This is a genomic window from Mycolicibacterium wolinskyi str. Jessa 2025, assembly GCF_049241375.1.
Classification (GTDB): Bacteria; Actinomycetota; Actinomycetes; order Mycobacteriales; family Mycobacteriaceae; genus Mycobacterium; species Mycobacterium wolinskyi.
In genome coordinates this window covers 5,460,505-5,481,120 of record NZ_CP185960.1, presented here as the reverse complement: position 1 = coordinate 5,481,120, position 20,616 = coordinate 5,460,505, and the positions used below count along the sequence as shown (strand labels likewise).

The window sequence follows — 20,616 nt, the reverse complement described above, 5'->3', positions numbered from 1 at the left end:
ATCGGCTCGCGGTGCGTTTAACCTGGGGTTCACCCGGGGTACTAGCCAAACATGACATCGTTAGGTCGTCACTTCGGCGGGAATGGCGAAGTTCGCCGGACACCGGTTGACGGCAACCTTGATGGCGGGGTTGACGGCGGGCTGCCTTTCCCGCGTCCGTTGACTCTGCTTCACGCGAAGCGTTTACCCCGCGGCACGGTCGATCACACCCATCCGCACGACACCCTGGAGTTCCGCGTACCGGCGCGAATGGACAGGTTGTCGACGGTCCGAACGGTGCTGGCCGCCCTGGCCGCGTTCGATGATCTCGACCTGGACGCGGTCGCCGATCTACGCCTCGCGGTCGACGAGGCGTGCGCCGTACTGATCGACTCGGCAGCGCCCGGCTCTTTACTGACGTTGGTCGTGGAACCACACAGGGATGCGCTCGTGATACACGCATCCACGCCCCGCTCCGACGCCGAGATCCCCGCCCTGGGCGGATTCAGCAGGCACGTGCTGTCGGCATTGATCGACGACGTCCGTACGTTCCATGCCGGGCAGGTGTTCGGCATCTCGCTGACGACGCGGCGAAGGTGGGCGTCGGCGAACTAGCTAACGCTCCTTGGTGACGAGCTGCAACGGCCGGGGTTCGGTACGCAGCGACGAAAGAGCCGCCGTCGCGTCCGACGATGTCGGCAAGGCCGCATCGGGGTCGCAGATCCGCAACACCCGGGATACCGCTTTACTCGGTATCAGCACCCAATCGACGTTCTCGCCGACGCAGCGCACGTTCACGGTGTGCAGCGAGGCGAAGCACGCAGCCCCGAAAAACGTCACCGCACTGAGGTCGAGGACGAGCTTCCCGTCGGTCCGGACGTGCTCGAGCCCGTAGTCGGTGAATTCGGCGGCATTGGCGGCGTCCAGTTCGCCGGTCGCGCTCACCATGGCGGTCGTCGGCCACAGCCAACGAGAGCTGAACTGTGCGCGGGTGGTGCCATCGCCCGGTATCGGAGTCGCCCGTTTGGCGACGCTTATGGTTGGCATTTTGGTGACTCCATCAGTAGAAAAACACGCTTCGTACTGCGGTCACGTCAGAAATAGGCTCTGCTCGCTTAAAGCCCCAGCGCAGGAGACCCACTGCCTGCACGTCAATGACGATTCCAGCTGGCTGTGAACTCAACCTAGATCAGACTCTACGCCCCACGGTGACGACCAACAATCGATGTAAGACGGTTCTCATAATGATGCGTGCTGACCGGCGACAATGGGCCGAAAATTCTTGCCGCAGAAAAGATATGGCGTGGTTACTCGCGTAAGGGCGGCCCGCTCTCCCCGCGCCTGATCGCGGTCTCAGCAAACCGCAGCGGGGTTACCGGGAGGATCCCCAGCTGCGGAATGGGCAATTGCATGACGTCTGAGTCAATATCAGCCCAATTGGCCCATTGTTGACTGCGCAAGCAGTCGGCGCCGCGCCGGGCATTCGTCGGCCGCCCCGGTTCGCCCGCACGTTGACCGCCGCACCGCCAAAGGTGTTGACAGCACCAAGTATTCGCCGCGAGTTCATCGGCCATGCCGGTAACGGCGGGCAGGCCGAATCGAACCACTCGGGTCATAAAGCTCTGTGACAGTGTCAGATTGGCTGAAATGCGGACTGCCCAGACTGGTGTCCAGTTCGGTGGGGACCCCGCGACGAGTGCCGCGTCAGCGTCGTCGATCACCTGCGCGATGTCGACGGTGATCACGGAGCGGAACGCCGTGCGCGGTGCGGTTTGCCGAATGTTTGACAGGCGAACCGTCGGGGTAATCGCGGGTCATGAGACTTGGTGGATTGTTCGGAACACTCGTACTCATCTGGTTGCTGATCGGTGTGCTGGCAGCGTGGCAACGCGACTACTTCCGCACCGGGTCGACAAGTTGCGCAGCGGCGGGCGATATCGCACTCACGGTGTTGGCAGGCCCGCTCAACTACGCCGGCGTAAATCCGAAGGTAGGCGAATGCCGCCTGCCCGAACCCAGCGCGATGAACGTCATCGCCAACGTGAAGTGAGGTTGTCATGATTGTCCTCGGAGCGATTTTGCTCATCCTCGGGCTGGTGCTGAACATCTACTGGCTGTGGGTGATCGGCGTGATCCTGTTGGTGGTGGGTGCCGTGTTCTGGCTGCTCGGGTCGATCGGCCGGCCGGTCGCCGGACGCCGGACCTGGTATTGAACGACGGCGGGCACCGAGTAAGGAGGTGAACGATGCCGAATTCATCGATCAAAGACGAGAAGTTGTACGAGGATTTGCGCAAGCAGGGCAACTCGAAGGAGAAAGCCGCGCGCATCTCCAACGCCGCAGCGGCCAAGGGCCGGTCAAAGGTCGGGCGGTCGGGCGGCAAGTCCGGATCGTATGAGGACTGGACCGTCTCCGACCTTCGTGATCGAGCGAAAAAGCTTGGTCTGAAAGGCTATTCGGACAAGAACAAGCGCGAACTGGTCGGCATGCTCAGGAATCACTGAACGCTTTCCGTCAGCGGCTGGCGCCGGTTGCCCGTACCCAATTGGGTGTGGGGGAGCCGGCGCCAGTTGTTTGTGGTGTCCGTTTGGCCACCAGTTGCCCCAGATCGATCTACCGTGGAAAGTGCCCACACCAGCACGGGGCGTGCTATGGCGGAAGGAGCAGCCATGAAAGGCCCGAAAGATCCAGTCGACCATGCCAGGACGACCCGGCCGCACGCCGGCGAGTCCATGAAAGACAACGTCATAATGCCCGCGCTCATCGTGATCGGACTCGCGTTGGTGTTGTTCGTCGGGTGCCTGGCCGCGTTCGCCAGCGGCCACCCGGACGTGGGATTCACCATCGGCGGCCTGTCCGCGGTCGGCTTCGTGATCGGTTCGCTTTGGCTGGCCCTTGAGCACATGCGGGTTCGGCGGATAGAAGACCGCTGGTATGCCGATCACCCCGGCGTCATGAGGCAGGGCCCCAGCAGCTGAGGCCCGCTCGTCCGACCGGCCCAGGCAGGCCGGGCGATAGAGTGCGGCTTGAATGAGGGCCGCGGATCAGAAGGTCAGCGCCAGGACGGCGAAGTCGATGGCCAACAGGACCAAACCGGCGATGGGCACGAGGATTCCGTTCCTCAACCGTGCGGTGAAGATCGAAACCGCGATGGTAACCACGGGCACCACCGGCGCACCGTAAAACAGCACACCGAACCAGAATTCGCCCGGACCCTGATTCGCGCACGCATCGTCGGCGCATCCCGCCATGCTCATGACCGCGCCCATTCCATACACGAACACCGCGATGGCCGCCGGTATCGTCAGGAACGCGAGCAACCAGGTGGCAGAAAGCCGGAAGCGCTGCGGACGTTGATCTTGACGTTCCTCGATCTGTGATTCGGTCATGGTTCTCGGGTACCCAGTTTCGTCGCCGCCTGCACGGGTAACCGTCCGATATGACGAGATTCGGATACACCCTGATGACCGAGCAGAGCGGGCCAAAAGATCTTGTCCGCTATGCCGTTTCGGCTGAGCAGGTCGGATTCGACTTCGAGGTGTGCAGCGATCACTTCTCGCCGTGGCTTGCCACTCAAGGACATGCGCCGAACGCGTGGCCGGTGCTCGGCGCCGTCGCCCACGCCACCGAAGCCGTGCAGTTGTACTCGTACGTGACCTGCCCGACGATCAGGTACCACCCGGCGGTGGTCGCCCAGCAGGCCGCGACCCTGCAAATCTTGGCCGACGGTCGGTTCACCCTCGGGCTGGGCAGCGGCGAGAACCTCAACGAACACGTCGTCGGCCGGGGCTGGCCGACGATCGAGCGCCGTCTCGACATGCTCGCCGAGGCGATCAAGATCATCCGGGAACTGCTCACCGGTGAGCTCGTCGATTTCCGGGGCGAGTACTTCGAGGTCGACTCCGCACGGATCTGGGATCTGCCCGCCGAGCCGCTGACCATCGGCGTCTCGATGACCGGCGAGAAGGCGGTGGAGAAGCTCGCCGTCGCAGCCGATCACCTCATCAATGTCGCGCCGGACCGCAAGATCATCGACGAGTGGCGAAGCCTGCGACAGTCCACCGGCGTGCTGCCCGAAGGTCGCGTCATCGGCCAGATCCCGGTGTGCTGGGACACCGATCGGGATGCGGCGGTGAAGCGTGCGCACGATCAGTTCCGGTGGTTCGCCGGCGGCTGGTCGGTCAACGCCGATCTCCCGACGCCCGCCGGTTTCGCGGGAGCGACCCAGTTCGTGCGCCCCGACGACGTCGCGTCATCCATACCGTGCGGGCCCGACCTCGACGCCATCGTCGCCGCCGTCGACGAATACCGCCAGGCCGGTTTCACCGACATCGCTCTGGTCCAGATCGGCGGCGACAGCCAGGAGCGCTTCCTCGACGAGGCTGCCAAACCGCTACTTGCCGCGCTCCGCGCCGACGCGCGGTGACGGGTCGGCGGGCATCGGCTCACCCGAGCGCATCGCCAGCGGCAGGACGAGCCAGAAACCCAGGTAGATCACCAATGTGGTCACCGCGGCGATCACCCCGGCGGTGCGCCCGGCCACGGTGTCGAATATCAGCTGGGTGACCCCGGCCATCGTGAGGCCGAGGAGCAGTAAACCGGCATAGGCACAGCGATGTGCGCCGGACACCAGAAGATTGAGCCTGCGCCGGCGGAACAACATTCGATGCATGCCGACCGGTGCGATCAGCAGTGCGGTCGACGCCACCGAACAGGCGACGGTCACGAGGTACACCATGCGCATGGTGTGGTCGACCTCCTCGAAACCGTCGTGGAACGGCAGCGTCAACAGAAGGCCGGTGAGAAGCTGAACGCCGGTCTGCACCACGCGCAGTTCCTGCAACAGGTTTGCCCAGTTGCGATCCAGCCGTTCGGCTTCCGTCTCGTGTCGCGCGGCCTCGTCCCAACGTTGGTTTGCGTCGAAACGGTCCGCAGCCATGGTGTTCATGATCGCACCGCGCGGGTTTCGACGCCGTGGCTTTAGCGCACGGACCAGCCGCGTCAAGTGGGCCGTCAAGTGGGCCGATGCGTTGGCCGAAGGCATCGTGGGTACTCCACCGAACATGGAACGTGCGACGTCGGAAACCCTCAAACGGTTGCTCATCGCGGCCGGCCTCGTCGCGCTGGCGCTGATCCTCGCGGCGGTGGCGGTGTATGCAATCGCGTTCATCATGCTGGCACCGATGATGAGCTGAACGGACTCCGAAATCGGGGTTTCCCGGGGCGGCCGTCTGGGCATCCCCAGAATCGACCCAACGAGAGGAGTGTTGACCGTGCCGAAGACAACCAAGCAGGGCAAGGCGAAGAAAGACGAACTGCCGAGCACCCTGCAGAAGTCGGAGGCCAAGGCACAACGGACTTTCGCCAAAGCGCACGATTCGGCGGTCGAGTCGTACGGTGAGGGCCAACGTGCCCACCGCGTTGCCTACTCAGCGCTCAAGCACAGCTATGAGAAGGTCGGCGATCACTGGGAAGCCAAGGATCACCGCGGACCTTCCGACGCACGGGCGCGTAGCGGTGGACCCAACGCCTCCGGAAAGTCCGCTGAAGGTGTCGATGCCTCTGCCAGCAAAAAACATCTGATGGACCTCGCGCGGCGCCTCGACATCAAAGGCCGGTCCACGATGAGTAAGAGTGACCTCGTCGGGGCCATCGAGAAGGCCAACCGCCGCGAAACGCGGTCCGGCCGTTGAGCCGCCGGGTTCTGATCGGTCGTGAACAGGGCAAACCCGGAGCCGCGTGGTGAGCCCGCGATCGCGCCTACGGTACTGTCGATCAGAAACTCCAGGAGGTCAGATGGCCCAAGGACCAGGCCAACATCAACCGCGCGCCCGCGGTGAGCGGGCGATGGAAGTACGCGTGGCGGCCAGGCTGGAAAACCTCGCCGTGCTCCGGACGGTGGTCGCCGCCGTCGCGACGTTCGAAGACCTGGACTTCGACGTGGTCGCGGACTTGCGGCTCGCGGTCGATGAGGCGTGCACCGCGTTGATCAGGTCGGCGTTGCCGGAATCGACGCTGGCGTTGCTGATCGATCCCCGCCAGGACGAGGTGGTCATTTCCGCGTCGACCACGTGCATGGGCAGCGAGGTCGTCGAGCCGGGCAGTTTCAGCTGGCACGTGCTGAGTTCGCTGACCGACGAGGTGCACACCTTCACCGACGGAGATGGGCCTGACAAGGGCCGGGTATTCGGGATCGCACTGACCACAAGGCGAGCGAGCCTGCTGCGGTGACGTCGGAATACGCGGACGTTCTGGACATGTTCCGCGAACTCGGTGCCGCAGCCGAGGACTCGCCGGAATACGGTCGCCAGCGGGAGAAGATCGTCGAGCGCTGCCTACCGCTGGCCGATCACATCGCCCGGCGGTTCGACGGGCGTGGTGAACCCCGTGAGGATTTGGTTCAGGTGGCCAGGGTCGGCCTGGTCAACGCGGTGAACCGGTTCGACGTGGAAACCGGATCGGATTTCGTGTCTTTCGCGGTGCCGACCATCATGGGCGAGGTCCGCAGGCACTTCCGGGACAACAGCTGGTCGGTGAAGGTGCCGCGGCGACTCAAAGAGCTGCACCTGCGGCTCGGTGCGGCCACCGCGGAACTGTCGCAGCGGCTGGGGCGTGCGCCCACCGCGTCCGAACTCGCCGAGGAACTCGGGATGGACCGCGACGAGGTGCTGGAAGGGCTCATCGCCGGAAGCTCGTACAACACGCTGTCGATCGACAGCGGGGGCGGCGGCGACGAGGAAGCGCCCGCGATCGTCGACACGTTGGGCGACGTGGACGCGGGCCTGGACCAGATCGAGAACCGGGAGTCGCTGCGGCCGCTTCTGGCCTCGTTACCCGAGCGGGAACGCACGGTTCTGCTACTGCGATTCTTCGAGTCGATGACGCAGACGCAGATCGCCGAGCGGGTCGGCATATCGCAGATGCACGTGTCGCGGCTGCTCGCGAAGTCGCTAGCGCGGCTTCGTGACCAACTGCAGTAGCTGCGCCTCGTTGCGCAGCGCGGTCAGTGCCGCAGCGACCGTGCTGCTGTGACGCAGCTTGCCGTCGGGGTCGCAGATGTGGAGCAGGCGGGTGACCGCATCACTCGGCACCAGCATCCAGTCGACTTTGCCGACCGAGCAGCGCGTCTCGACGGCCTTGAGTGCGGAGAATCCCGCGGTACCGAAGAAGGCGACACCGCTCAAGTCGAGAACGAGACCGTTCGCCTGGGCGGTGTGGCACATCGCGTACTCGGTGAAGCCCGAGGCGTTCGCGGCGTCGATCTCGCCGTGTACGGTGATCACCGCCGTAGCCGGCGGCAGCCAACGGGTATCGAAGGTTGCGGGGGACCGCTCGGTGCGGTCGATCATCGCGGCCCGCGAGAATGCGGTCATGGCGACTCCATCAGTCGTAATACGTGTATTCGTACTGATGCGCGCGTCAATCTACGGCAGGCGGGGAGTTCCTGCCCGCTTGTCGATGACGCTCGCAGCGGCTGTGAACTCAACCTGTTTCGAACCATACGCCCATCAAGGTCACTCGACAATCGACTTCAGCGGATTCCCATAACCGCAGGTCAGACCGGTCGACCGTGGCACATGTCCACCTGTCCGGCGGGGTCGGCATGACCGGAGAATCGGACCGGTTCACACTGTTCGCATGTCGGACATCAGCACCGTCGCAGGCGTGGTGCTCGCCGCGGGCGCAGGCACGCGGTTCGGGATGCCGAAAGTGCGCGCCGCGCAGGGGGAGTGGCTGAGGACGGCTGTGCATGCCCTGTCCGGCGGCGGCTGTGACGTCGTCGTGGTCGTGCTCGGCGCCGCCGTCGTCGACGTGCCCGCGCCCGCCCGCGCGGTCGTCGCCGCCGACTGGGCGGACGGGCTGTCGGCGTCGCTGCGCGCCGGGATATCGGCCGCAGGCACCGCCGATCTTGCGGTGCTGCATCTCGTCGACACCCCTGATGTGGGGCCCGAGGTGGTGCGTCGGGTCCTGGCTGCCGCACCGGAATCGGGGCTGGCCCGGGCGACGTATGCCGGCCGGCCTGGGCACCCCGTGGCGATCGCGCGCAGGCACTGGCCCGCGTTGCTGGAGTCGCTGCACGGTGACGAGGGTGCGCGGCCGTTCCTGCGCGGCCGCACCGATGTGGTCGCGGTGGACTGCACCGACCTCGCGACGGGCGCCGACGTCGACGTCAGTCCGTGACGGCGGTGTCCGTGTCGTCACGCACCGTCAGTCCCAGCATCGCGCCCGCGAACCGGCGCACCGACACTTCGGCGATGGCCGCGGCGTCGGCGTGCCCCGCCCGCGCTCTGCTGTGCAGGGTGGCCGCGACGGGGTCCAGCGTGACCTCAGCGAGCAGCTCCCCGGTGGTGGGTTCGCACACCGCCCACGAGTAGTAAGTGTCCGAGGCCCATTGAGCTTCGCGGCGGGTGACGTAGTCCGGATCGGTTTCCCCGAGATCGGCCAGCGCGGGCCGGTCGTCGATCAGATCGTCATCGCGCAATGCGCGCAAATACCATGAACCGGCGTTGATCTCGACGGGTTCCATGCTCAGAGCAGCCCGAGTCGTTCGACGGCCGCACGCTCGTCGAGCAACTCGGCGACCGACGCGTCGATGCGTGCCCGGGAGAACTCGTTGACGTCGAGGCCCTCGACGATCTGCCATGCGCCGTCGACAGCTCGCACGGGCAGTGAGGCCACCACGCCCTCGGGGATCCCGTACGCGCCGGGGGACGGCAGGGCAACCGATGTCCAGTCGTCGGGGTCAGTGCCGTCGACCCAGTCCCGGACATGGTCGATGGCGGCGTTGGCGGCCGACGCTGCCGACGACGTACCGCGGGCCTCGATGATCGCGGTACCCCGCTTGGCGACCGTCGGGATGAAATCCGTTGTCAGCCATTCGGTGTCGGCCGCATACTCGGCGCCCGGCCGGCCGTCGACCACGGCGTGGAAGATGTCGGGGTACATGGTGGGCGAGTGGTTGCCCCACACGGTCACCCGGGACACGTCGCTGACGTGCGCGCCGGCATGGGTCGCCAGCGCCGCGACGGCGCGGTTGTGGTCGAGCCGCGTGAGGGCGGTGAACCGTTCGGCCGGGATGTCTGGCGCGTGGGCGGATGCCACCAGGGCATTGGTGTTGGCCGGGTTTCCCACCACCACGATCCGCACATCGGTGGTCGCTCCGGCGTTGAGCGCCTTGCCGGCCTCGGCGAAGATCGCGGCGTTCGCGGCCAGCAGGTCAGCGCGTTCCATGCCCTTGGAGCGCGGCCTCGCACCGATGAGCAGTGCGACGTCCACACCGTCGAACGCACGCACGGGATCATCGTGGATCTCGATGTCGGTGAGCAGGTCGAGCGCACTGTCGACGAGTTCCATGACCACGCCCTCGACGGCGCGCAACGCCGACGGCAATTCCAGGAGCCGAAGCTTCACCGGCACATCGCGGCCGAGCAACGCGCCCGCCCCGATCCGGAAGAGTGCGGCATAGCCGATCTGGCCGGCGGCGCCGGTGACAGTGACTACCTGGGGTCGAGTCATCGTTGGTTCTCCCCGATTGCGGTGCGTGCTACCGGACCAAGTCTTTCAGCCCGCGGATTGTCGCGGTGGCTGCCGAGACTGATGTCACAGTAGCGATCGGGGTTACGCGGCGTCGGCCTTGTCCGACTCCTTGCTGTCGTCCTTGCTGTCGTCCTTGCTGTCGTCTTTGGCCGTCTCGGAGTTCTTCGCGGACTTCTTGTCAGACTTGACTTGCTGCTTCTTCGCCGGCTTGTCATCGGAATCCTTGGCGGCGTCGGATTCCTTCTTCTTGGTTTGCTTCTTGCTGACCTCTTTGGTGTCGGCCTCGGGCTCATCCTCGGATTCGGTTTCGGTGGCCTGCTTTTCGCGGTCAAGATCGAGACCGAGGTCGGCCGCGACGGAGTCGATCCTGTCGCGGATCCGTTCCGAAACCTTGGCCAGCGGCTTCGTCGTCGGCTTGGCGGTGCTGGCGGGCTTCGTGTCTACCGCGGTGCCTTTTTCTTCTTCTTCGGTCGTCGTCGCCGCGTCGGTCTTCTCGGTGTCGGCCTTTTCTGTGTCGGTTTCCTCGGCGTCGTCCGCACCGTCGGCGGTGTCGGACTTGACGCCGGTGATGCTCTCCACGGCGTCCGCGATGCCCTTGGCCACGGCATCGGCGAGGTCGGCAGCTACCTTGGCCGGGTCGTGCTTCGGGAACAACTGTGCCGGCAGATGTTCGCCGACGGGCACTTCACGGTTGTAGCCGAGATCCACCAACACCTTGAGGGTCGGCTCGATCAGCTTGAGCACGGGCTCGATGAAGGGCTTCAACGGCGGAAGGGCGTCGGCAACCATGTACGCGGGCATCAGCAGCGGCAGATGTGGTGCCGCGATGGTGATGTACTGAATGCCCTTTTCCTCGTCGTAGTACGTCATGTTCGGGTTGTCGATCGCGTTGTCGAGGTCGGATTCCACACCGCCATAGGAGATGTGCAGAAGCTGCCATCCGGCCAGCGAATTCAGCAGCGTCAGCGGCATGAGCGGATATGCCGGGAAATCGGAGATCGGGTCGTACTCGTAGCCGATGTCGGTCAGCTCGTATTGAGTGTCCGGGTTCGTCTCCTCGAACGGGATGCCCATCAGGTTGAAACCCGGAAAGCGGCCGAAAATCCCGCCGTTGGGCCGGTGCGGACTTCCCAGCACCATGAATTTGATCTGATCGGGTGACGGCGCGGCCTCGCCGAGGCTGTCCAGATGCTTCATCTCGCGAATGACGACGTTGGCGCTCGAGGAGTAGCCTGCCGCGACGATGTAGTCCTCCTCACCGTCATCGACATTGAGGTACTTGGTGATTGCGGTGTCGAGCTTTTCGACACCGTCGTCCTGGGATACCTGGTAACCCGGATCGTCGTCGAACGAGTCGGACATCCATGACACTTTCACCATGTCGTATCCCGGAAACCCGTAGTTGGGGTCCGTGGGATTGAAGTAATTGTTCAGCCCGTATTCGAGGTTGTCGCCGTTCGGGTTGTCGTTGCCGGGCATCACCAGCAATGTCCTTGCCAGCAAGCGGCTTTCGATGTGCACGGTCGGATACAGGGCAACGGTGGCCGCGGTTGACAGCGCGGCCAACGAAATTGCGATCGGACGCGCGACTTTGCTGCGTTTGCCCATTCTGATTCCCCCCACGAATCAATCTGCACACGGTTAGCGAAAACCGTAGCAGTAGTAGATGATTCGCGCGCTTCGAATGTCGGGCAGCAAAAACTCGGCGGGTGCAGACGACTGCTCGGTCGTCGAATCGCCGGTGATCGCAAACCAGTTGGCCCGGTGGTCGGCGGAGAAGTCTCGTCTGTTCGCTGCCTGCGGACAGGCTCGTTGCTCCCGATGGCAGAAAGCGGCATCGGGCAACCCGTTTCATTGCCATAACTTCCGCAGCGTGCGCGACGCGGACACCCGAAGATTATGCTCTCGTCAGGTGACCGCGGCGGCGCCGCGTCGGCCGGCGGCATTCGGAGCAACGAAAGTCGGTGCGCCGATTCCGGCCTCACTGCCGCCGATTTACCGCGCGCAACGACCGTCGTGTCGAAAACGGCGGCGGCCCACACAAAAGCAACGAGGCTGTAGTCATCGCGAGTGCGCGATAACTACAGCCTCGTGCCTATGGCTGGTGTCAGTCCTTGATCTCGGCGATCACGGTGCCCTGCGTGATGGCCGCACCCGCCTCGACTGCCAGGCCGGTGATGGTGCCGTCCTTGTGCGCGGTGACCGGATTCTCCATCTTCATGGCCTCCAGCACCACAACCAGATCACCGGCGGAGACCTGCTGGCCCTCCTCGACGGCGACCTTGACCACGGTGCCCTGCATCGGCGCCGTCACCGAGTCACCCGACGCGGCCGCGCCACCTGCGCCACCGCGCTTGCGGGGCTTGGGCTTCTTGCGGATGACACCGGGAGCCGCGGCACCGCCGCCGCCACCGAGCGCGAGGTCGCCGGGCAGCGACACCTCGAGCCGGCGGCCGCCGACCTCGACCACAACGGTCTGGCGCGGAACGGTGTCCTCTTCTTCGATCGGGTCGCCACCGGTGAACGGCTCGACGGTGTTGTTCCACTCGGTCTCGATCCACCGGGTGTGCACGTCGAAGCTCTCACCGTTGCCGATGAACGCCGGGTCGGAGACCACCGCGCGGTGGAACGGGATGACGGTGGCCAGGCCCTCGACGTTGAATTCGGCAAGCGCGCGCCGCGAGCGCTCCAGCGCCTCGTCGCGGGTGGCGCCGGTGACGATCAGCTTGGCCAGCATCGAGTCGAACTGGCCGCCGATGACCGAGCCTGCCTCCACACCGGAATCCAGGCGCACGCCCGGGCCGGTCGGGGTCTCGTACTTGGTCACCGGACCGGGGGCGGGCAGGAAGCCGCGGCCCGCGTCCTCGCCGTTGATGCGGAACTCGAAGGAGTGGCCACGCGGGGTCGGGTCTTCGGTGATGTCCAGTGCCTCGCCATTGGCGATCTTGAACTGCTGGCGCACCAGGTCGATGCCCGAGGTCTCCTCGGTCACCGGGTGCTCGACCTGCAGACGGGTGTTGACCTCGAGGAACGAGATCAGGCCGTCCTGGCCCACCAGGTACTCGACGGTGCCCGCACCGTAGTAACCGGCTTCCTTGCAGATCCGCTTGGCGGACTCGTGGATCTCCTTGCGCTGCGCGTCGGTGAGGAACGGCGCCGGGGCCTCCTCGACCAGCTTCTGGAAGCGGCGCTGCAGCGAGCAGTCACGGGTGCCCGCGACGACGACGTTGCCGTGCGTGTCGGCGATGACCTGGGCCTCGACGTGGCGCGGCTTGTCGAGGTAACGCTCGACGAAGCACTCGCCGCGGCCGAACGCGGCGACGGCCTCACGGACCGCCGACTCGTAGAGCTCGGGGATCTCTTCGAGGGTGCGGGCCACCTTCATGCCGCGCCCGCCGCCGCCGAACGCGGCCTTGATCGCGACCGGCACGCCGTACTCCTTGGCGAACGCGACGACCTCGTCGGCGTCCTTGACCGGGTCCGGGGTGCCCGGCACCAGCGGGGCCTTGGCACGCGCGGCGATGTGGCGTGCGGTGACCTTGTCACCCAGGTCGCGGATCGACTGCGGGCTCGGGCCGATCCAGATCAGCCCGGCGTCGAGCACGGCCTGCGCGAAGTCGGCATTCTCCGACAGGAAGCCGTATCCGGGGTGGATGGCGTTGGCGCCCGACTTCTCGGCGGCGTCCAGGATCTTCTCGAAGACCAGGTAGGACTCGGCGGAAGTCTGGCCGCCGAGCGCGAAGGCTTCGTCAGCGAGCCGCACGTGCGGCGCGTCGGCATCGGGCTCGGCGTACACGGCCACGCTGGCCAGTCCGGCGTCCTTGGCGGCGCGGATCACCCGAACCGCGATCTCCCCGCGATTGGCGACCAGCACCTTGGAGATCTTTGAGCTGGCGTGGTTGGCCACGGTGCCTCCTCGGCAGTTCTCTAAGAAACGTCTTTAAGAATCTATCGCGGGCAGTTTATGCGGCGCACCTGGAGCCTCACCCAGCCGGTGTCGGTTACTCGCGGGTAAGGTGCGCCGGAAGTTGTTGACCGCGTGCGTTTTCGGCCGCAGATACGTCGCTGGCCTGCGGAAATTGCGGCGGTGCCGCTCGCCCGACGCCGTTACAGTTGCGTCCGTTGGTGAGCCGATCTTCATCGTTGGCCTTCGGTGTGTTGCCGCGCGGATCAACCCGCGCGCAGGCGCCGCTTGATCCGCGCGAGCATGGCCGACATCCCACGCAGCCGCAGCGGGCTGATGAGCGCGGCAAGGCCCAGGTCGGTGTAGAAGTCGTCGGGCACCGCGAGGATGTCGTCGGCGGACTGGCCGTCGAGCCCCGTCGCGAGTATCGCCGCGAAACCCCGGGTGGTCGGGGCCTCGGCGGGCGCGCTGAAGTACAACCGGACCTGGTCGCGGTCGGATGCGTCGACGTCGAGGAACAACGGCGACTGGCATTCGGGCACCGGCTCCATCGCCGCCTCTTCGAGATGAGCGGGCAGCGGCGGCAGGTCGTTGGCGAACTCCAGCAGCAATTGCAGCTTGTCCTGGCCGGCCACTTCCTGGAAGTCCGAAACCACCTCCGCCAGAGCGGCCGGCATGCTCACGGCGCCGAACCCGGATCGGGCCCGACCGCGACGGGAACGCGCACGGCGTTGCCCCACTCGGTCCAGGAGCCGTCGTAGTTACGCACGCCGGGTAGACCCAGCAGATGAGTGAGGACGAACCACGTGTGGCTCGAACGCTCGCCGATGCGGCAGTACACCACGGTCTTGTCGTCCGGCTTGAGGAAGCCGTAAAGCTCCTCGAGCTCGGCGCGGCTGCGGAACTGGCCGCTGTCCTTGGCGGCCTTCGCCCACGGGATCGACTTGGCGGTGGGGATGTGGCCGCCGCGCAGTGCGCCTTCCTCCGGGTAGTCCGGCATGTGGGTGCGTTCGCCCGTGTATTCCTGCGGGGACCGGACGTCGATCAGCGGCTGCTTACCGAGGATCCCGAGCACGTCTTCCTTGAACGCGCGGATCGGCGCGTCGTCACGCTCGACCACCGGATAGCCGCTCGTCTGCCTGGTGGGCACGTCGAGGGTGGTGTCGCGGCCATGCGAGACCCACAGGTCGCGGCCGCCGTCGAGCAACCGCACGTCGGGGTGGCCGAACAGGGTGAACACCCACAGGGCGTACGCGGCCCACCAGTTGCTCTTGTCGCCGTAGATCACGACCGTGTCGTCGCGGCCGATGCCCTTGCGGTCCATCAGCTCGGCGAACTGTTCGCCGTTGATGTAATCCCGGACGTGCGGATCGTTGAGGTCGGTGTGCCAGTCGATCTTCACCGCGCCGGGGATGTGGCCGGTGTCGTAGAGCAGGACGTCTTCGTCGGACTCGACGATGGCCAGTCCGGGCCTGCCCAGATTGCTGGCCAACCAGTCGGCGGTGACCAGGCGTTCCGGGTGGGCGTAGTCGGTGAGAGTGGGGCTGGGGTCTGCAGGCAGCGGCACAACCATGAGCGTACCGCGAGCTGGGAAATTGCTGATTCGGCAGGTTGCTGGGTGCCCTTACGATCCGTCCATGGGCGTCGCGATCCTCTGTCTGGTCATCGGCATACCGATCGGCCTGTACCTGCTGCTGCGGCCGCGCAAGATCTGGTGGGCCCTCGAATCGTGGAAGTACAAGAACCCCGAGGCCAACGAACCCAGCGAGGCCGGCTACGCGATGCAGGCTCTCGGCGGCGTCGGGGTGATCGCCGCCGCGATCATCTTGGCGGTCCTGGCCTGGTCGACGGAGAGCGACCGGAAGGCGGCCGAAGCCGAACAGCAGAAGAAAGAAGAGTGGGAGCGGGCCGTCGCCGCCTATGACCCGCCGGAACCCGAGCATCGCGGCGCGCTTCCGATCATCGGTTACGTGGAAAGGCCGCGTCCCGGTTCGCCGCACGTTGGGTACGAGGTGTTCTACCTGCAACCGCCCAACGCGTTTCCCGCCGGCTTCAAAGACTTCATGCATGGCCCCAAGGGTCGCTACCAGTGCGTCACGCACGTCAGTCGGTACGTGCGCAACGGCGTCAATCCGGCGCCGGTGCAGGCCAATCTGAGCTGGGAACCCGATGTGCCTCAGGTGGACAGCGCGGCTTCAGACAAGTGCACCACCCGCGATCTGACGCAGGGCAACGAGATGAAATCGCAAGTCATTTCCGTCGACCCGGGGACGGGGCTGATCACCGACTCACCGATCGTCGACGCACACGGGACGATTCTGGTGCCCGCGGGGCCCGGCAACCCGGTGCCGAAACTCGACGAACCTCCGCGTCGGTGAGCTACGCGGTGAACGCCACCTCGTATGCGACGGCGTAGCGGCGCGGTCCGGTTTTGGTGCGGAACAGTGAACCGCCGTCCTGACACCAGGTGACCACACGCAGCAGGCGCTTGCCCGGTGCGAGCCGCTTGGCGATGACATCGGCGAAGGCGGCGCGCAGCCGCTCCAGGTCATAGCTTTCGATGTCGCGTTCCACGCGTACATCCCACATGGTTTCTTCGACCGGCATTGGCCCAGTGTCGGCCCGCACCAGCGGCAAACCGGACCTTTGACACCGGCGCGCCGTCGCTCAACATTGTTGCAATTTGGTCACTGCCACCCGGGGATACCGAGCGCTAGCTGTAATCGACCGTGCACAAACCTTCATTGCGTGAGCAGAACGTCGCGCAGATCGACATGTTCCTGTCGTTCTTCTCGCACCAGTCGGGATTGTCGTTGAAGAACTTGGCGCGGTCGCGAACTGCCTTGACGGCCTTGCCTTCTGCCGTCGCCACGGAATTACCGGGCTTACCGGCCGAGGCGACTTTGTCGTTGCAGTTCAGGTTCACCAGGATGGTGCCGCCGCGCTTCTTGCCGCTTGAGTCCAGGAAACCTGCTCGCTGCCAATTGGTCACGATGCAGTCGTCGGTGGCGAGAATGCCGCCGATCACCGTCGAGATCACCGGTTCTGCTTTCCACTCACCGATCTTCGCGGCGGCATCGGCGTAGGTCATCCCAACCAGGGGATCCTTGGCTGCTCCCGTACCCGTGCCCAAGAAGGCCATCAGCATGACGGAGCCGGCGATGGCACACAGGGTGCGGACGAGCAATCTCATTAATCCCCCTCGGATCGAAGATCGGCGTGAACGCCGTATTCGCTTGGATAGTAGAGGGTTTCGCGAGATGGCGCGCTCGTGGGGGGTCTGCCGCGATTTTGCGGACAGCGGCGCGATCGTTGTGAAATTTGCTGATTCTCAACGGGTTAGAAAATCAGCGAAGTCAGCCCCGATTCGCTGACCACAGGTCGGCGATCGACAGGCCGAGCTCATTCAGCAGCCGTCGCAGCAACGGCAGGCTCAGCCCGATCACGTTGGACGGGTCACCTTCGATGCCGTCGACGAACCATCCGCCGAGACCGTCGAGGGTGAAGGCGCCTGCCACCCAAAGGGGTTCGCCGGACTCCACATAGGCGGTCAGATCACCCGGCGTCGGATCGCTGAAATGAACTGTAGTGCTTGCTGATTCGGCGGCCCGGCCGACGACGTCCCCGTCGCGCAGGCGGATCACGCAATGGCCGGTGTACAGGTCGCCGGAGCGCCCGGCCATCGTCTGCCACTGGCGCTGAGCCGCGTCGGGCGAGCCGGGCTTGCCGCACAGCCGACCGTCCAGCAGCAGCATCGAATCGCAACCGACCACGACTGCGTCGGCAGCGATCGAATCGGGCACCCGTGCCACGACTGCGTCGGCTTTTGCTGTCGCCAACGCCGTGACGACATCGGCCGGCGGCGCGCCCCGGCGTGCCGCGATGATTGCGTCCTCGTCGACGTCGGACACGATGACGAGCGGATCGATGCCGGCTTGGCGCAGCACGCCAAGCCGGCCCGAGGAAGCCGAGCCCAGGACGACCCGGGTCATCGGCCTAGCGCCGCATGTGGGTGCGTTCCAGCAGTGTCACCCGCTGCCAGCTGAACAACGCGTAGCGCAGCTTGTCGACCGGGTGGCCCCACAGGTTGCGCTCGCGGGTGCCCGGCTCGACGGCGCCGCCGCCGGCGGCACCGAGGACAGCCATCAATGCGGCCATCTCCTCGGCGGTCGGCTCACCCCGAACCACCTTGATGTGGGCTTCGTGGTCTTCTTTCGCGCCGTCTGTTTCGGGCACGGTCGCCTCGTTGTCGCTCACAGTGGCTGAATCGTTCGCCCCGCTCACAGTGGCTGAATCGTTCGCCCCGCTCACAGTGGAATGTTCCCGTGCTTCTTCGGCGGCGTCTGCACGATCTTGCGCTCCAGCAGCCGCAGGGCGGTCGCGACGTAGCCGCGGGTGTGCGACGGCGGGATGACCGCGTCGACGTAGCCGCGCTCGGCCGCGATGTAGGGGTTGACCAGGGTGTCCTCGTAGGTCTGCTGCAGCTCCAATCGGAGGGCGTCGACGTCTTCGCCCTTCTTGGCGGCCTCTTTGAGCTCAGAGCGGTACACGAAGCCGACCGCGCCAGAGGCACCCATGACCGCGATCTGCGCCGTCGGCCACGCGACGTTGACGTCGCAGCCCATGTCCTTGGAACCCATGACGCAGTACGCGCCGCCGTAGGCCTTGCGGGTGATGACGGTGATCTTCGCGACCGTGGCCTCGCCGTAGGCGTAGAGCAGCTTGGCGCCGCGGCGGATGATGCCGTTGTACTCCTGGTCGGTGCCCGGCAGGAAGCCCGGCACGTCGACGAGCATCACGATCGGGATGTTGAAGCAGTCGCAGGTCCGGACGAACCGGGCGGCCTTTTCCGAGGCGTTGATGTCGAGGCAACCGGCGAACTGGGTGGGCTGGTTGGCCACGATGCCGACCGGGCGACCCTCGATGCGGCCGAACCCGATGATGATGTTCTGGGCGTAGCCGGCCTGGATCTCCAGGAACTCGTCGTCGTCGAGGATGCGCGAGATGACCTCGTGCATGTCGTACGGCTGGTTCGGCGAGTCCGGGATCAGCGTGTCGAGCTCGAGGTCCTCCTCGGTGAGGTTGTCCTCGATGGCGCCCTCGGCCGGCGGCACCGGGTAGTGCGGCGGCTCGGCGTAGTTGTTGGGAGGCAGGTAGCTCAGCAGGTCGCGGACGTAGTCGAAGGCATCCTGCTCGCCGGAGGCGACGTAGTGCGCGGTTCCCGACTTCGACTCATGGGTGTGGGCGCCGCCCAGCTCCTCCATGGTGACGTCCTCGCCGGTGACGGTCTTGATGACGTCGGGGCCGGTGATGAACATCTGGCTGGTCTGATCGACCATGACGATGAAGTCGGTCAGCGCGGGGGAGTAGACGTGGCCACCGGCCGCGGCGCCCATGATCAGCGAGATCTGGGGGATGACGCCCGAGGCGAGGATGTTGTTGCGGAAGATCTGGCTGTAGAGGCCCAGCGAAACCACACCCTCCTGGATGCGGGCGCCTGCGCCGTCGTTGATGCCGATCAGGGGACGGCCGGTCTTGATGGCCAGCTCCTGCACCTTGACGATCTTCTCGCCGTAGACCTCGCCGAGGCTGCCGCCGAACACCGAGGCGTCCTGGCTGAAGATGCAGACGTCGCGGCCGTCTATGGTGCCGTAGCCGGTCACCACGCCGTCGCCCAGCGGACGGTTGGCTTCGAGCCCGAAGTTCTTGCTGCGGTGGCGGGCGAGCGCGTCGAGTTCGACGAACGAACCCTCGTCGAGCAGCGCGTAGATCCGCTCGCGGGCGGTCAGCTTGCCTTTCGCGTGGACCTTCTCCACGGCGGCCTCGCCGACGGGATGCAGCGTCTCCTCGGCCCGCCTCTTGAGATCGGCCAGTTTGCCTGCAGTGGTGTGGATGTCCACCTGATGCTCGGCGGACGGCTCGGTAACGCTCGTCATGGGTGACGATGGTATCCGCATACATAAGACAGGTCTAAGAGAGGTGCGTGTCACCGGCGTGGTGACTTTGTCGAAACCTGCGGTACCGGTTCGGCGTATCCGACTAGTCTCGGCCGGTGGACGCGGGTCTGATACGGATCTCGGAGCTCGCGTTCGACGCCGACTCGGTGCTGCGGATCGCCGCGGTGTTCGACGAACTCGTCGAATCACGCGCCAGCTCGGAGCGGGTGATCGAGGTGGCCGCTGCCGTCGCCGGATGCGGCGTCGGCGCGCGCTGGGCGTCCGGAACGGTGGTTCGCTGTGGCCCGGCGGGCGGGTCGGTGCGGGGCTGCGAGGCCGCGGCAGTGGCGGTATCCGACGAACCCGAGGTCTGGCTGGATCGCCGGGGTGATGCGACGCCGCTGGACTGGGTGCTACTCGATCGGCTTCGGCATGCCCTGCGCGCCGGGACGATGCTCTCCGACGCGGCGTTTTCGTTGCGGATCGACGATCCCGCGTTGCTCGAGGTGGCGCTGTCGCCCACGGCTCAGCGGGAAGAGCGGGCTCGCGCCATCCGGCTGCTCGGCCTCGACGAGAACCGACCGGTACGGGTGCTCGCGGTGTCGGCGACGTCGCCGCCCGAGGCATTGCAGATCATCGCCACGCAACTTCCCGGCCAATCGATCCGTACCGCGCGCATCGGCAACACCACCGCCGTGGTGTGCCAGGGCGGGTGCGACACCCGCGAACTCGCCGACGGGCTGGAAGCCGAGATCGTCGCCGCGTTCCCGGCGCCGATGGCCGCGCAGGCCGACCGGGGTCCCTGGGTCGGCATCGGGTCGGGCTGCAATGTGTTCGCCGCTCCGGCGTCGTGGCAGCAGGCGTTGCGGGCCCTGCGGTTCGCATCCTCGACCGGCTACGGCAGACGCGCCGTGGCATACGAGCGGCTGAGCGCGCTGGAACTGCTGGCCGAGCTACCGCTCGACGGAGTGCGGGGTAACCGGGATGTCGCCCGGATCAACGAGATCGCCGCCACTCCGGCCGGGGCGCTCGAAGTGCAGACGGCAGAGGCGTTCTTCGTGTTCGGCTCACTGCGGCGCACTGCCGCCGAGCTCCACGTGCACCACAGCACAGTCGCGGCCCGCCTCGCGCACCTGTCGGATCAAATGGACTGGGACCTCGACGATCCGATGGACCGCTTCCTGGCCACCTTGGTTCTCATGGTTCGGCGCATCGCGCTGTCGTCGGCCGAGCTCACCGAATGACCCGACAGGCGTCGGCT

Annotated in this window: 28 protein-coding genes; 13 read left to right on the top strand and 15 right to left on the bottom strand. The window is 65.8% G+C overall.

The features are described from left to right. Positions 1–165: 165 nt before the first annotated feature. Positions 166–594: an anti-sigma factor gene (locus ACOI2T_RS27100; RefSeq protein ID WP_409504670.1), complete on the top strand. Its 429-nt coding sequence runs from the start codon at positions 166–168 to the stop codon at positions 592–594. Here the strand turns inward: ACOI2T_RS27100 and ACOI2T_RS27095 are convergent, their stop codons facing one another. Continuing rightward, positions 595–1,026: an STAS domain-containing protein gene (locus ACOI2T_RS27095; protein ID WP_409504510.1), complete on the bottom strand. Its 432-nt coding sequence runs from the start codon at positions 1,024–1,026 to the stop codon at positions 595–597. Positions 1,027–1,795: 769 nt separating this feature from the next. Here ACOI2T_RS27095 and ACOI2T_RS27090 point away from each other — a divergent pair. The 4 genes from ACOI2T_RS27090 (at position 1,796) to usfY (ending at position 2,956) form a co-directional block, all read left to right on the top strand. Then, entirely contained in the window at positions 1,796–2,029 is a 234-nt protein-coding gene (locus tag ACOI2T_RS27090; RefSeq protein ID WP_067843367.1) for a hypothetical protein, read from the top strand. Between the two features lie 7 nt (positions 2,030–2,036). Beyond that, positions 2,037–2,192: a DUF6131 family protein gene (locus ACOI2T_RS27085; RefSeq protein ID WP_110775264.1), complete on the top strand. Its 156-nt coding sequence runs from the start codon at positions 2,037–2,039 to the stop codon at positions 2,190–2,192. A 32-nt stretch (positions 2,193–2,224) separates the two neighbouring features. Continuing rightward, positions 2,225–2,482 (top strand): DUF7218 family protein, encoded by a 258-nt coding sequence (locus ACOI2T_RS27080; RefSeq protein WP_067843369.1) that lies wholly within the window; start codon positions 2,225–2,227, stop codon positions 2,480–2,482. Positions 2,483–2,647: 165 nt separating this feature from the next. After that, complete coding sequence (usfY, locus tag ACOI2T_RS27075) at positions 2,648–2,956, top strand: protein UsfY (protein WP_085147350.1); 309 nt, start codon at positions 2,648–2,650, stop codon at positions 2,954–2,956. A gap of 66 nt (positions 2,957–3,022) precedes the next feature. Here usfY and ACOI2T_RS27070 read toward each other — a convergent pair whose 3' ends face one another. After that, complete coding sequence (locus tag ACOI2T_RS27070) at positions 3,023–3,367, bottom strand: hypothetical protein (protein WP_409504509.1); 345 nt, start codon at positions 3,365–3,367, stop codon at positions 3,023–3,025. 50 nt (positions 3,368–3,417) lie between these two features. Here ACOI2T_RS27070 and ACOI2T_RS27065 point away from each other — a divergent pair, with 50 nt between their 5' ends. Further along, positions 3,418–4,404, top strand: coding sequence for an LLM class F420-dependent oxidoreductase (locus ACOI2T_RS27065; RefSeq protein WP_409504508.1), 987 nt, complete (start codon positions 3,418–3,420; stop codon positions 4,402–4,404). Here ACOI2T_RS27065 and ACOI2T_RS27060 read toward each other — a convergent pair. Further along, positions 4,372–4,917: a DUF6328 family protein gene (locus ACOI2T_RS27060; protein WP_067843384.1), complete on the bottom strand. Its 546-nt coding sequence runs from the start codon at positions 4,915–4,917 to the stop codon at positions 4,372–4,374. The two genes, ACOI2T_RS27065 and ACOI2T_RS27060, sit on opposite strands and share 33 nt — an antisense overlap. Positions 4,918–4,924: 7 nt before the next feature. Between ACOI2T_RS27060 and ACOI2T_RS27055 the strand changes: the two genes are divergently transcribed. The 4 genes from ACOI2T_RS27055 (at position 4,925) to ACOI2T_RS27040 (ending at position 6,958) form a co-directional block, all read left to right on the top strand. Further along, entirely contained in the window at positions 4,925–5,173 is a 249-nt protein-coding gene (locus ACOI2T_RS27055; RefSeq protein ID WP_131807503.1) for a hypothetical protein, read from the top strand. A gap of 78 nt (positions 5,174–5,251) precedes the next feature. Beyond that, positions 5,252–5,671: a ChaB family protein gene (locus ACOI2T_RS27050; protein WP_409504507.1), complete on the top strand. Its 420-nt coding sequence runs from the start codon at positions 5,252–5,254 to the stop codon at positions 5,669–5,671. 103 nt (positions 5,672–5,774) lie between these two features. Continuing rightward, positions 5,775–6,209, top strand: a complete 435-nt coding sequence (locus ACOI2T_RS27045) for an ATP-binding protein (RefSeq protein WP_067843389.1) — start codon at positions 5,775–5,777, stop codon at positions 6,207–6,209. Positions 6,210–6,235: 26 nt separating this feature from the next. Further along, on the top strand, positions 6,236–6,958 hold the full coding sequence (locus tag ACOI2T_RS27040; protein ID WP_234790711.1) for an RNA polymerase sigma factor SigF: 723 nt from the start codon (positions 6,236–6,238) through the stop codon (positions 6,956–6,958). On the opposite strand, the gene ACOI2T_RS27035 is transcribed toward ACOI2T_RS27040, so the two are convergent. Next, positions 6,929–7,351, bottom strand: a complete 423-nt coding sequence (locus tag ACOI2T_RS27035; protein ID WP_409504506.1) for an STAS domain-containing protein — start codon at positions 7,349–7,351, stop codon at positions 6,929–6,931. The genes ACOI2T_RS27040 and ACOI2T_RS27035 overlap by 30 nt on opposite strands. A 265-nt stretch (positions 7,352–7,616) precedes the next feature. Between ACOI2T_RS27035 and ACOI2T_RS27030 the strand changes: the two genes are divergently transcribed. Further along, complete coding sequence (locus ACOI2T_RS27030) at positions 7,617–8,159, top strand: nucleotidyltransferase family protein (protein WP_409504505.1); 543 nt, start codon at positions 7,617–7,619, stop codon at positions 8,157–8,159. Here the strand turns inward: ACOI2T_RS27030 and ACOI2T_RS27025 are convergent. The 6 genes from ACOI2T_RS27025 to ACOI2T_RS27000 all read right to left on the bottom strand — a co-directional run bounded on the left by ACOI2T_RS27025 (position 8,149) and on the right by ACOI2T_RS27000 (position 14,986). After that, complete coding sequence (locus ACOI2T_RS27025) at positions 8,149–8,505, bottom strand: hypothetical protein (protein ID WP_067843402.1); 357 nt, start codon at positions 8,503–8,505, stop codon at positions 8,149–8,151. The genes ACOI2T_RS27030 and ACOI2T_RS27025 overlap by 11 nt on opposite strands. Positions 8,506–8,507: 2 nt before the next feature. Next, on the bottom strand, positions 8,508–9,494 hold the full coding sequence (locus ACOI2T_RS27020; protein WP_409504504.1) for a malate dehydrogenase: 987 nt from the start codon (positions 9,492–9,494) through the stop codon (positions 8,508–8,510). Positions 9,495–9,596: 102 nt separating this feature from the next. After that, positions 9,597–11,123 carry a PE-PPE domain-containing protein gene (locus ACOI2T_RS27015; RefSeq protein ID WP_409504503.1) on the bottom strand — a complete coding sequence of 509 codons (1,527 nt, stop codon included), beginning with the start codon at positions 11,121–11,123 and terminating at the stop codon, positions 9,597–9,599. A gap of 499 nt (positions 11,124–11,622) precedes the next feature. Next, positions 11,623–13,422 carry an acetyl-CoA carboxylase biotin carboxylase subunit gene (locus ACOI2T_RS27010; protein WP_085147049.1) on the bottom strand — a complete coding sequence of 600 codons (1,800 nt, stop codon included), beginning with the start codon at positions 13,420–13,422 and terminating at the stop codon, positions 11,623–11,625. 263 nt (positions 13,423–13,685) lie between these two features. Next, positions 13,686–14,096 (bottom strand): SufE family protein, encoded by a 411-nt coding sequence (locus ACOI2T_RS27005; protein WP_067843412.1) that lies wholly within the window; start codon positions 14,094–14,096, stop codon positions 13,686–13,688. 2 nt (positions 14,097–14,098) lie between these two features. Beyond that, entirely contained in the window at positions 14,099–14,986 is an 888-nt protein-coding gene (locus tag ACOI2T_RS27000) for a sulfurtransferase (RefSeq protein WP_067843769.1), read from the bottom strand. Between the two features lie 70 nt (positions 14,987–15,056). Between ACOI2T_RS27000 and ACOI2T_RS26995 the strand changes: the two genes are divergently transcribed. Next, positions 15,057–15,797, top strand: a complete 741-nt coding sequence (locus ACOI2T_RS26995; protein WP_409504502.1) for a DUF6199 family natural product biosynthesis protein — start codon at positions 15,057–15,059, stop codon at positions 15,795–15,797. A 1-nt stretch (position 15,798) separates the two neighbouring features. Here the strand turns inward: ACOI2T_RS26995 and ACOI2T_RS26990 are convergent, their stop codons facing one another. The 5 genes from ACOI2T_RS26990 to ACOI2T_RS26970 all read right to left on the bottom strand — a co-directional run bounded on the left by ACOI2T_RS26990 (position 15,799) and on the right by ACOI2T_RS26970 (position 19,355). Continuing rightward, a complete protein-coding gene (locus ACOI2T_RS26990; RefSeq protein ID WP_067843771.1) occupies positions 15,799–16,008 on the bottom strand; it encodes a hypothetical protein in 210 nt (69 codons plus the stop codon). A 124-nt stretch (positions 16,009–16,132) separates the two neighbouring features. Then, entirely contained in the window at positions 16,133–16,606 is a 474-nt protein-coding gene (locus ACOI2T_RS26985; protein ID WP_409504501.1) for a hypothetical protein, read from the bottom strand. 169 nt (positions 16,607–16,775) lie between these two features. After that, on the bottom strand, positions 16,776–17,411 hold the full coding sequence (locus ACOI2T_RS26980) for a Maf family protein (protein WP_409504500.1): 636 nt from the start codon (positions 17,409–17,411) through the stop codon (positions 16,776–16,778). Between the two features lie 4 nt (positions 17,412–17,415). Continuing rightward, a complete protein-coding gene (locus ACOI2T_RS26975) occupies positions 17,416–17,703 on the bottom strand; it encodes an acyl-CoA carboxylase subunit epsilon (RefSeq protein WP_409504499.1) in 288 nt (95 codons plus the stop codon). A gap of 23 nt (positions 17,704–17,726) precedes the next feature. Continuing rightward, entirely contained in the window at positions 17,727–19,355 is a 1,629-nt protein-coding gene (locus ACOI2T_RS26970; protein WP_067843428.1) for an acyl-CoA carboxylase subunit beta, read from the bottom strand. A gap of 116 nt (positions 19,356–19,471) precedes the next feature. On the opposite strand from ACOI2T_RS26970, the gene ACOI2T_RS26965 reads away from it, so the two are divergent. Then, positions 19,472–20,599 carry a PucR family transcriptional regulator gene (locus tag ACOI2T_RS26965; RefSeq protein WP_409504498.1) on the top strand — a complete coding sequence of 376 codons (1,128 nt, stop codon included), beginning with the start codon at positions 19,472–19,474 and terminating at the stop codon, positions 20,597–20,599. Positions 20,600–20,616: the final 17 nt, after the last annotated feature.

What these genes read in the sequence shown, in the direction of transcription:
- ACOI2T_RS27095 (WP_409504510.1), bottom strand. Translation starts at nt 1,026, where the DNA reads ATGCCAACCATAAGCGTCGCCAAACGGGCGACTCCGATACCGGGCGAT.
- ACOI2T_RS27090 (WP_067843367.1), top strand. Translation starts at nt 1,796, where the DNA reads ATGAGACTTGGTGGATTGTTCGGAACACTCGTACTCATCTGGTTGCTG.
- ACOI2T_RS27085 (WP_110775264.1), top strand. Translation starts at nt 2,037, where the DNA reads ATGATTGTCCTCGGAGCGATTTTGCTCATCCTCGGGCTGGTGCTGAAC.
- ACOI2T_RS27080 (WP_067843369.1), top strand. Translation starts at nt 2,225, where the DNA reads ATGCCGAATTCATCGATCAAAGACGAGAAGTTGTACGAGGATTTGCGC.
- usfY (WP_085147350.1), top strand. Translation starts at nt 2,648, where the DNA reads ATGAAAGGCCCGAAAGATCCAGTCGACCATGCCAGGACGACCCGGCCG.
- ACOI2T_RS27070 (WP_409504509.1), bottom strand. Translation starts at nt 3,367, where the DNA reads ATGACCGAATCACAGATCGAGGAACGTCAAGATCAACGTCCGCAGCGC.
- ACOI2T_RS27065 (WP_409504508.1), top strand. Translation starts at nt 3,418, where the DNA reads ATGACGAGATTCGGATACACCCTGATGACCGAGCAGAGCGGGCCAAAA.
- ACOI2T_RS27060 (WP_067843384.1), bottom strand. Translation starts at nt 4,917, where the DNA reads ATGGCTGCGGACCGTTTCGACGCAAACCAACGTTGGGACGAGGCCGCG.
- ACOI2T_RS27055 (WP_131807503.1), top strand. Translation starts at nt 4,925, where the DNA reads ATGATCGCACCGCGCGGGTTTCGACGCCGTGGCTTTAGCGCACGGACC.
- ACOI2T_RS27045 (WP_067843389.1), top strand. Translation starts at nt 5,775, where the DNA reads ATGGCCCAAGGACCAGGCCAACATCAACCGCGCGCCCGCGGTGAGCGG.
- ACOI2T_RS27040 (WP_234790711.1), top strand. Translation starts at nt 6,236, where the DNA reads ATGTTCCGCGAACTCGGTGCCGCAGCCGAGGACTCGCCGGAATACGGT.
- ACOI2T_RS27035 (WP_409504506.1), bottom strand. Translation starts at nt 7,351, where the DNA reads ATGACCGCATTCTCGCGGGCCGCGATGATCGACCGCACCGAGCGGTCC.
- ACOI2T_RS27030 (WP_409504505.1), top strand. Translation starts at nt 7,617, where the DNA reads ATGTCGGACATCAGCACCGTCGCAGGCGTGGTGCTCGCCGCGGGCGCA.
- ACOI2T_RS27025 (WP_067843402.1), bottom strand. Translation starts at nt 8,505, where the DNA reads ATGGAACCCGTCGAGATCAACGCCGGTTCATGGTATTTGCGCGCATTG.
- ACOI2T_RS27020 (WP_409504504.1), bottom strand. Translation starts at nt 9,494, where the DNA reads ATGACTCGACCCCAGGTAGTCACTGTCACCGGCGCCGCCGGCCAGATC.
- ACOI2T_RS27015 (WP_409504503.1), bottom strand. Translation starts at nt 11,123, where the DNA reads ATGGGCAAACGCAGCAAAGTCGCGCGTCCGATCGCAATTTCGTTGGCC.
- ACOI2T_RS27005 (WP_067843412.1), bottom strand. Translation starts at nt 14,096, where the DNA reads ATGCCGGCCGCTCTGGCGGAGGTGGTTTCGGACTTCCAGGAAGTGGCC.
- ACOI2T_RS26995 (WP_409504502.1), top strand. Translation starts at nt 15,057, where the DNA reads ATGGGCGTCGCGATCCTCTGTCTGGTCATCGGCATACCGATCGGCCTG.
- ACOI2T_RS26990 (WP_067843771.1), bottom strand. Translation starts at nt 16,008, where the DNA reads ATGTGGGATGTACGCGTGGAACGCGACATCGAAAGCTATGACCTGGAG.
- ACOI2T_RS26980 (WP_409504500.1), bottom strand. Translation starts at nt 17,411, where the DNA reads ATGACCCGGGTCGTCCTGGGCTCGGCTTCCTCGGGCCGGCTTGGCGTG.
- ACOI2T_RS26970 (WP_067843428.1), bottom strand. Translation starts at nt 19,355, where the DNA reads ATGACGAGCGTTACCGAGCCGTCCGCCGAGCATCAGGTGGACATCCAC.